7 protein-coding genes are annotated in these 8,499 nt (G+C 62.2%); 2 read left to right on the forward strand and 5 right to left on the reverse strand.

Annotated elements, in window-relative coordinates; translation table 11 throughout:
* Window positions 1–2 precede the first annotated feature (2 nt).
* The 4 genes from JVX98_RS07870 to JVX98_RS07885 all read right to left on the reverse strand — a co-directional run bounded on the left by JVX98_RS07870 (window position 3) and on the right by JVX98_RS07885 (window position 5,118).
* A complete protein-coding gene (locus JVX98_RS07870; protein ID WP_205236414.1) occupies window positions 3–1,226 on the reverse strand; it encodes a glycosyl transferase family 1 in 1,224 nt (407 codons plus the stop codon).
* A gap of 98 nt (window positions 1,227–1,324) precedes the next feature.
* Window positions 1,325–2,107, reverse strand: coding sequence for a glycoside hydrolase family 16 protein (locus JVX98_RS07875; protein ID WP_371826501.1), 783 nt, complete (start codon window positions 2,105–2,107; stop codon window positions 1,325–1,327).
* Between the two features lie 2 nt (window positions 2,108–2,109).
* Window positions 2,110–3,225 carry an acyltransferase gene (locus tag JVX98_RS07880; RefSeq protein WP_205236415.1) on the reverse strand — a complete coding sequence of 372 codons (1,116 nt, stop codon included), beginning with the start codon at window positions 3,223–3,225 and terminating at the stop codon, window positions 2,110–2,112.
* Window positions 3,226–3,633: 408 nt separating this feature from the next.
* On the reverse strand, window positions 3,634–5,118 hold the full coding sequence (locus tag JVX98_RS07885) for a lipopolysaccharide biosynthesis protein (protein WP_205236416.1): 1,485 nt from the start codon (window positions 5,116–5,118) through the stop codon (window positions 3,634–3,636).
* 121 nt (window positions 5,119–5,239) lie between these two features.
* On the opposite strand from JVX98_RS07885, the gene JVX98_RS07890 reads away from it, so the two are divergent.
* Both JVX98_RS07890 and JVX98_RS07895 read left to right on the forward strand, forming a co-directional pair.
* The gene (locus JVX98_RS07890; protein WP_205236417.1) at window positions 5,240–6,205 is read left to right on the forward strand and encodes a glycosyltransferase family 2 protein; all 966 of its coding nucleotides are present in this window, start codon (window positions 5,240–5,242) and stop codon (window positions 6,203–6,205) included.
* An 86-nt stretch (window positions 6,206–6,291) separates the two neighbouring features.
* A complete protein-coding gene (locus tag JVX98_RS07895; protein WP_192449964.1) occupies window positions 6,292–7,239 on the forward strand; it encodes a polysaccharide pyruvyl transferase family protein in 948 nt (315 codons plus the stop codon).
* A gap of 82 nt (window positions 7,240–7,321) precedes the next feature.
* Here the strand turns inward: JVX98_RS07895 and JVX98_RS07900 are convergent, their stop codons facing one another.
* Complete coding sequence (locus JVX98_RS07900; RefSeq protein WP_205236418.1) at window positions 7,322–8,335, reverse strand: glycosyltransferase family 2 protein; 1,014 nt, start codon at window positions 8,333–8,335, stop codon at window positions 7,322–7,324.
* Window positions 8,336–8,499 lie beyond the last annotated feature (164 nt).

The raw sequence follows: 8,499 nt of genomic DNA on the forward strand, positions 1-8,499 counted from the left end.
GCTCATGACAATCCACCTTCGTTTTGGGGCGTTGGGGTATTTTGATGTGCTTGCGGGAAATCGAGCGCGACGCGCGGCGGGGCGGCGGACGTAACAGCCGACAGGCGGCGCACGAGGCCCTGGCAATCGCTGCGATTGAAGATCCAGGTTTCCGGCGCGCAGGCGGCGATCCGCCGGGAGGTGGCGTCGTAAATCTCTGAGGTCATCGATCCGATGAGCGCGGCAAGTGCGGCGGGATCAGCTTCGTCGAGCAGCACCCCAAGGCCGCGTATGGCCAGGAACCGCGCGGTCTCGGTGCCGCGTAGCGCGATAGGCACCCGACCAAAGCGGCAGCCTTCATAAAGCCGGTTCGGCAGCAGCCATTTGGAGTTCTGGCCTTCCTCGAAGAAGTCGATTGCCCAGGTGAAGTGCACGCCGGAATAGATCGCGCCAAGCTCTTCCGGGCTGCGATACGGACCGTGGAACGTCATAAAAGGCTCGTTGCGGATGAAGCCATCGAAGTCGTCGAACTCGCGATGGGCCGGCCGGCCGCGAAGCACGATTTCGACGCGGCCCTCCATGTGGCGCGAGAAGGACGCCAGCAGCGCCAGCGATTTGCGGCAGCGCAGAGCACCGAACCAGCCGATCCGCCACGGGCCACCGATCGGTGCGGCGGCAGCGGTCACCAATGGCCGCGCATTGGTTTCGTCGAGCTCGAGCACCTTGTTCTCAAGCATCATGGTCGGTGCCGAAATACCCGATAGCGGGCGGAAATAGTTCTCGACGAAAGCGGGAGAACTGGTGATCAACAGGCGCGCGTCGCGCCCAAGCAGGCGCTCGCTTGCCCGCAACGTCTTGCCAGCGATGCCGGGGGACAGGAGCAGGCGGTGAATGTCGAGGCATTCGTAGACGATCGGCACGTCACCGCCGAAGAGGCTGACGGCCTTTCTGGCGATCGCCAGCATGTCGAGGTTGCGGGCAATGATCAGGTCTGGACGTTCGACACCACGCAGCGCCGGCTTCAGCGAGAGACAGCTCTTCGCGATCGCACCGACACGCTGGACGAACCGGCCGTCGTGCGTGGTGCCGAGCTCGACCGGTACGATGCCCTCAATCGTCGCCAGCGGGTTTGCGTCGCGCCTGAAGCCTGCAAGCGTCACCTTTGCTCCGCCGGCAAGCAACATCAGCACCCGCCGGCGAACGGCGGGGTCGGCAAGATCCTGTGCGAAGTAGAGTATCTTCAGCATGAACATCCAGTTTTCTGTCCGGCCGCGCCGGGCATGGTTCAAATTTCGCGCCGTGCAGCGGCGGGAGCCAGGCTGCCGACCGTGCTCCCGCTCGTCGGCTAGTTCGTCTTGCAGGCAATCGACTCAGGGAACTGGCAGTCGTCCCCCGGTGCGGTGAAAGCCACCCGGTCGACCTGCATCATCGAGGGGCCTTTGTAGGCAAAGGCGCCCATCCAATCCGTCAGGGTGTCCGTTCCCCAAAGGCTGAAGAAAATCTTCTGCGGATTGGCCGGGATCTTCGCGGGATCGGTGACCTCGTGGACCAGTTCGCCATTCACGTAATAGCGAATGCGCTCCTTCTCCCAGACGAAAGCGTAGTCGTTGAAGCCCTGGTTGGCGCCTCCCGGCACATCGACCAGCTTCTCGTTGCCGCCCTTGGCCGAGACGTATTGATTGATCTGAACCTTTGCCGGGTTCTTGCCGAGCACTTCGAAATCGATCTCGTCATGCGGCTTCTTGTCGGCCGGCCCGATATAGGTGAAGAACGCGGAGTTGAGCCCCGAGCCGTCGGCCGTCTTGATCCGCGCCTCGTAAGTGCCGTAGCTGAAGCGCTTGCGGGTCTGGATTTCGCCGCAGGCGTAATTGCGCTCGCCGAGTTTTCCTTCGGTAAATGTCAGCTCGGCGATGCCGTTGACGACCTTCGCATGCTTCTTCGACCAGGTGCAGTTCTGATGCGCGCCATTGTTCCAGCCGTCCGAGACGTACCAGACGGCGGTGTCGAGCGTATCGAAATTGTCGATGAAAGAGGTACCCGTAGCGGTTCCTTCGGCCAGAGCCGGGCCGGCAAGGCCGGCGGCGAGGAGGGTGAGCAGGGCGAGGCGGTGAGGTCGTTTCGATCTCATGGTCAGGTCCTTTGCTGGGGGGAGGGACCGGCGCGAACAGCCCCTGTCCGCGCACGCATGTCGCGAGCGGGGCCGGTTCGGCTGCCGGTGAGAAGGGCGGTGAGGGCGGGCAGCCAGCGCTCGGAAAGGGCGTAGGCGCCGGCGAGGAGGGCGATCGTGATGAGCGGAACCGCGCAGTAGAACGCCGGATAGTAGCCGATGTCCGATCGGTTCCAGATCATCCAGAGAAGCACGAGCAGCGGAAAATGCGTGCAGAAGATCCAGAAGCTGAGGCCACTGCCGCGTGAGAGCGCCGCGCCGATGTTCGTGCGCACGAGCAGTGCGGAAACGGCCCAGGAACCGACGATGCCGGAAATCGCAATCAGGCTGCGCAGCATTTCGAGCCACACGGGAAAGTTCGGCCCAAACTGAAAGAGCAGGACGGACAAGAGCACAGCTGCGCTTAGGAACGCGATGGTAATCGGCCAGGAAAAGCGATCGAAGCTGCGGACGTCGATGCGATGCAGGCTCATGTAGATGCCGGCGCTAAACCCGAAGAGGATCGACTTCTTTAGGAAGATGCCGTTCGGAACGGGCAAAACCGCATAGGCGAAGAGGACGGCGAGCGTCTGTGCCGGATAGCGCTTGATCAGCCAGGCGAGCACCGGCGAAAGAACGATACAAAGCAGGAGGTCGCGCAGGAAATAGAGCGGCAGATTGATCGGCAGATCCTCAAGCGCGAAGGCCAGGCTCAGCCATTCCCTGGGGCTGGCTCCGACGACCTCGGGCAGGTAGCCCGAACTGATGTCCTTGGTCTGCGCAACGAAAACCAAAGCGAGAGATGCCAGGTTCCACAACAGAAATGGCAACAGAACGGTCCGTGCCTTGGCCTTCAGCGTCCGGCCATAGTCGAAATTGTCGAGGCCGCGGCGGAACAGGAGATAACCGGAAATCGCGCTGAGACACGGGACACCGACACGGAAGAGGCTGTCGCCCAGGAAAATGCGCAACCAGTCGATGCCGCCATAGGTGCCGATATACGGACTGGTCGCCGGATCATAGGGCACATGCACGAAGACAATGCCCGAGATCAGCACGATGCGCATCAGATTGATCCGCGAGGAGATATTCGCGTTCACATCAACGATGTCCGTCACCCCCATCTGGCAGCGCGTTTTGAAGCGGCCGTTTCAACAGAGCAGACCAGAGCCCGCACCCAGAAGATTAGGCTCGGGCGCGGATCAAAATATGGCGTCGCAACAAACGAATCGCCCTTGGCCTGCTGCGGCGCAACATTAGGAAATGCGATGATGGTAGGAAAATAGGCCTATAGACTCGCGCGGAGTTGGAAAAAACCACGACCTGGGCGTCAGTTGGGGAATATTACCAACGACTGATTTTCTGATGTTTATGCTTGTTGAAGTGCATGCGTAACGCTTAAAAGTTGTGCGTTTTTTCTTCAACTTTTCAGTAGAAACGATCACGCAAGCGTTATTTCTTGCCGAAATACGGCAAGGGTGGGGCAGGTTTTGGCACTCTTCCAGCCGCTACTCGGCAGCGGCCGGCACCGAGGTGGAAGCACCCCGGGAACGAACCATATCGTTGAGCTTCGCCAACAGCGGCCGTTCGGTGGCGAGCACCAACACCAGATAGATCAGGCCTCCGATCGCCGCGCCGGCGAGAACCTGGAGCACCGCGCTTGGAAGCAGCGCGCCGTAGTGGTCCAGCAGCAGCCGGACGATGACAGCCATAATGAAAGCCGAGACCAGCGGCCTTACCGAAATCAGGAAGCCGCGCAGGAAGGGCAGTTGGTCAGCGCGAAAGACCACCCAGGAATAGCCGACGAGCGTCGCGAGGTTCACGAGGCAGAGCGCGATCATCGCTTCGACCAGCGATCCCCCGATCGCGCCATAGGCGACGGCGGCAGTGGTGGCGATTGCCCGGACCACCGCCCACCAGAAGAGGGTCGTGCCCTGGCCGATACCCTTGAGATAGGGAATGTAGGTGCTGCAGGGTGTCAGCAGGCCCTTCGACAGGGCGAGCAGGCCGAGCACCGGCCAGGCTGAGGCCCATTGCTGGCCGAAGAGCACGAGCATCGCCGGCTCGGCAAGCGCCCAGAGGCCGAACATCATCGGCGCGAGCAGCACGGTGGTGACCTGCGTGCTGAGCATCAGCGCTTGCGAGCGCCGCTGGCGATCCTCGCCCATATGGCTGAAGGCGGGAAAGAGAACGCCCATGACTGCCGAAAGGACGATCTGGTTGGGAATGCTCGAAAAGCGGTTCGCCGCCGAGTAGGCGCCGGCATCCGATAGACCGAGATAACGGCTGATGACGACCATCGGCGATTGGAATGTGATGAAGTTGGCGATCTCGGAGCCCATCATGCCGAAGCTGAAGCGGCAGAGCGAAAGAACACGTCGCGCCGAAAACACGAAACGCGGGACGTAGCCGGAGACGGCATAGAGACCGGCAAGCCGGATGAACGCCGAAACGAAAAGCTGCGCAAGCAGCGACCACACCCCGAATCCGAGAAGTGCTGCCCCGACCGCGACGAGGGCGCCGAGGATTTCCGAGAGCATCGTCCAGACTGCGTCCTTGCTGAAATTCATCCGGCGGGCAAGCAGTGCATAGGCAACATCGCCCGCAAGCTGCAGCGGGATGAGCAGGCTCATGATCCGCAGCAGATGGCTTGCCTCCGGCGCGCCGAGCAGGCTCGCAAGCGGTCCGGCGAAGACGAAAAGTCCAAGCGCCATCAACAGCGAGACCGCCAGATTGGCCCAGAATGCGGAGTGGATGAGTTCCACGTCCTCGTCGCGCTGGATGACCAGAGCGGAGGCAAGACCGGCCCCGCCGATCATCGCCAGAAACTGCACGACAGTGAGCGCAACGGCGACCGTTCCGAACTCTTCCGGCGTCAGGATGCGTGCCAGAATCGGCACGGTGACAAATTTCAGCCCGAATGTGCCTGTCTTTGAAAGGACGCTCCAGCCGACGTTCCGAGTCACAGACTTGGCGTTTACGTTTGAAGGCATGTGAGCATCCCGTGATGCCTTTGAAGGATTTCCGACAAAGGGCAAGCGCTAGATTAGAGGTCGCGACCCGGTGGGAGGAGACCACGCACTACTCTTTTAGAGAAACCGCAGGGGCGAAAAGATGGCGAAGCTGACTGTTATTATTCCCTACTATCAGAAGGAGCCGGGTATTCTTCGGCGCGCGCTCGCGTCCGTCTTTGCCCAGAGCTATCAAGACTTCCATGTCCTGGTGATAGACGATCAATCTCCTTACCCGATCGATGAGGAGTTGAGCCCGCTTGCTGATAGCGAGCGGGCGCGTCTGACGGTCATCCGTCAGGAAAACAAGGGTCCCGGCGGTGCGCGCAACACCGGGCTCGACAACGTTCCGGCCGACTCGGCGTTCGCCGCGTTCCTCGATTCCGACGACATCTGGACCACCGATCATCTCCAGAATGCCGTCGACAGCATGAGCCGCTTTGGCGCTGACGGCTACTGGGCGTCAATAACAGGCGGCGAGGCATTCTACTACCATTTCGGCATCGCCGATCTCGAGGCAAGCGATACGGTCGTGCGCCTGCAGGAAAGCCCGCTTGTCGTGGAAATTCCCGATCTTTCCAATGTCATGCTGCGGAACTGGAGCTTCCTGCACCTCTCCTGCATGGTGATTGGCCGCAAGCTTTTCGAGACGGTGCGCTTTGACGCAGAGCTGCGTCTTGCGGCCGAGGACGTGCTGTTCTTCTGCGACTGCATTCTGGCGGCAAGCCGTGTCGTGCTTTGCGATGCGGCCGGCGCCGTGCGCGGGGAGGGCATCAACATCTTCCACTCGATCGACAACGATTCTCCACAGTTCCTGCAGCAGCAGTTCAACACCTTCGTTGCCCTCGAAACGCTGGAGCACCGGCTTTCGCGCAAGCCATCGGCCGTCGCGTCGATCCAGTCCTACCAGCATACGGCCCGGCGCCAGGCGCTCTGGAGCCAGGCGCGCCGTCTGAAGCGGCGCAAGTCGCCGCAGTTCCGGCTGCTGGCGCGTTGGGTCTTGCGCGATCCCAAGCTGTTGCAGAGCGCATTCGAGCTTGCCGTCGGCAAGTTCTCCCGTTCACGCTGATCTGGACAGAAACTCCTTTGGAGGAAGAACAAGGCCGCCAGGCGCGGCATCGAACCTATCTCGCATTCTGAAAGAAGGGACCGCCCATGAAGCCCTATTATTGGGAATCTCAGCACGGCAATTTCGGCGACGACCTCAACCTCTGGCTTTGGGATTTCCTGCTGCCGGGTTTTCGCGATGTCCATGACGACATCCTCCTCGTCGGCGTTGGCACGGTGCTCAACCGTGCGCTTCTGCCCGACGGCGTCCGCAAACTCGTGATCGGCAGTGGTTTCGGCTACGGCACCTTGCCGGACATGCGCGATGCCGCCGAATGGGATCTTCGCTGCGTGCGCGGGCCGTTGACGGCCGAAAAGATCGGCCTTGCGCCGGAGCGCGGCATTGTCGATCCTGCGGTCATGGTCGCCGACATGCCGGAATTCCAGGGCCTGCCGAAACTGTACAAGCGCAGTTTCATTCCCCATTGGGAAAGTGCGATCGCCGGCATGTGGCCTGTCACCTGCGGCACCGTCGGCCTGCACTACATCGACCCGCGCGGAGAGGCCAAGAACGTGATCCGCGAGATCGCGCAATCGGAGTTCATCGTGGCCGAATCGATGCACGGGGCGATTCTCGCCGACGCATTCCGCGTTCCCTGGGTGGCGGTGACGACATCCGAAAGCATCAACAGCTTCAAGTGGAACGACTGGGCAAAAACCGTCGGTGTCGAATACCGTCCCCGCCATGTGCCGGTTTCCAGCCGTACCGAAGCGATGATCAAGGGCGCGCGTTTCTGGGGCATGGGCTTCGAGGCGCAGACCGTGCCGGAGGCTGCGAACCTGCGATCCGTTGACGACGAGGTAATGGTTGCGACCAGAGAACCGCGTCAGACGTTCTTGCGCAGCGCTGCCAAGCAGGTTCTCGCGGCGCCGTCGACGCTGGCACTGTGGCAGGCGACCCGGGTGGCGCCGCAATTGAGCAGCGACAGCCGGCTTGCGGAACGCAAGGAACGCTTCCAGGAGGCGTTGGCCGCGGTGCGGCGCGCCTACCTCTAGCACGTCGCAAACGACGCTCCGGATTGGATGCCGGAGCGTTTTCCACCCACGATGGTTCGGCGCGGCGGCGGAGAGCTTGCTGCTAGCCCGCGTGCTCGGCGCCGACGGGCAGAAGGTAACGCACGGACGCACCGCTGCTCGGCACCGCATCCTGGCGTGGCCTGAAACGTTCCGTCTTGTCTGCGAAGATGCCGGCGGTCACGGCAGGTGCGGCGCCTGGGCTGCGCATCAGGTAGCCGATTGCGGCCATTGCGCCGCGTTCGTTCTTCAGGTCGAGGAAGTGGCGGTGCTGGTAGCGGCCACGCACGTGACGCTCGTGCCGTCGCACGGCAGCCGCCGCTTCACCGTCAAGGTCGTTTGCGGCAAGGACGACGCGGTCGGCCTCGTAGAGGCGCTTGAGGTCCTCGGTCCGGTGGCTGCCGCTCAGCGAATTGCCGCGTACGATCGCCGCATAGCCGCAGCTTTGAATGACCTTGTAGCGCGCGCCCTTGGCCAGCGCGCGAAGATAGAGGTCGTAATCCTCCCCAAGCCGAAGCGCCTCCTGATAGCGGATGCCATGCTCGTCGAGGAAGCGGCGGCGCATCAGCGGCTTCAGGAAGCCGATCTCGCCGCGTTTCACGCCCGGCCGCGAGATATTGCCCTCGACGAAATCAATGAGGCTGAGAAGGCGCGGCCGTGGCGGGAAGTCATCGACCCTTGGAGCCACACCAGTCGCTGCGGCCTCGCCCATGAAGGCGATGTTGTCGGCGATGAAATCCCATTGGTCTTCTGTGAGCAGCCGGCCGAGCCTGCCCGGCAGAAAGAAATCGTCGGCGTCGAGGATCGCCAGAACCGGGGAGCGGCTGATGGCGATCGCATGGTTGCGGGCCGCTGAAGGGCCGCGATTGCTTTCGAAGCGTGCGATCGTCAGTCGACCGCGATGGTCGTCGGCAGACCGCGCTGCAGCGACGGTCCGATCGTTGGACCCGTCGTCGACCACGATCACTTCGGCGGTTTCCGGTTCGGCCAGCGCCGACGCGACAGCACGGGCGATGGTCGCCTCGGCATTCTTTGCAGCAATGATGACGCAGACATCTGTCCGGGCGACTGTGGTCATGGGGGCCTCCAGTATCCTGTCTCGCGGGCAGCGCGGCGCCTATCGGCCAAGTGGACTGCACCAGCTCTCGATCGCTGCATGACGCAGCCGGGTCATTGGCGACCCGCTAGATCATGCAGCCCGGCATGGAATCTTGCCGTAACGGGCCGCACCATGCAGGGCGA

Source organism: Ensifer sp. PDNC004 (assembly GCF_016919405.1).
Lineage (GTDB): Bacteria > Pseudomonadota > Alphaproteobacteria > Rhizobiales > Rhizobiaceae > Ensifer.

Coding starts and splice junctions, on each gene's coding strand:
- JVX98_RS07870 (WP_205236414.1), bottom strand. CDS start 1,226: ATGCTGAAGATACTCTACTTCGCACAGGATCTTGCCGACCCCGCCGTT.
- JVX98_RS07875 (WP_371826501.1), bottom strand. CDS start 2,107: ATGAGATCGAAACGACCTCACCGCCTCGCCCTGCTCACCCTCCTCGCC.
- JVX98_RS07885 (WP_205236416.1), bottom strand. CDS start 5,118: ATGCCTTCAAACGTAAACGCCAAGTCTGTGACTCGGAACGTCGGCTGG.
- JVX98_RS07890 (WP_205236417.1), top strand. CDS start 5,240: ATGGCGAAGCTGACTGTTATTATTCCCTACTATCAGAAGGAGCCGGGT.
- JVX98_RS07895 (WP_192449964.1), top strand. CDS start 6,292: ATGAAGCCCTATTATTGGGAATCTCAGCACGGCAATTTCGGCGACGAC.
- JVX98_RS07900 (WP_205236418.1), bottom strand. CDS start 8,335: ATGACCACAGTCGCCCGGACAGATGTCTGCGTCATCATTGCTGCAAAG.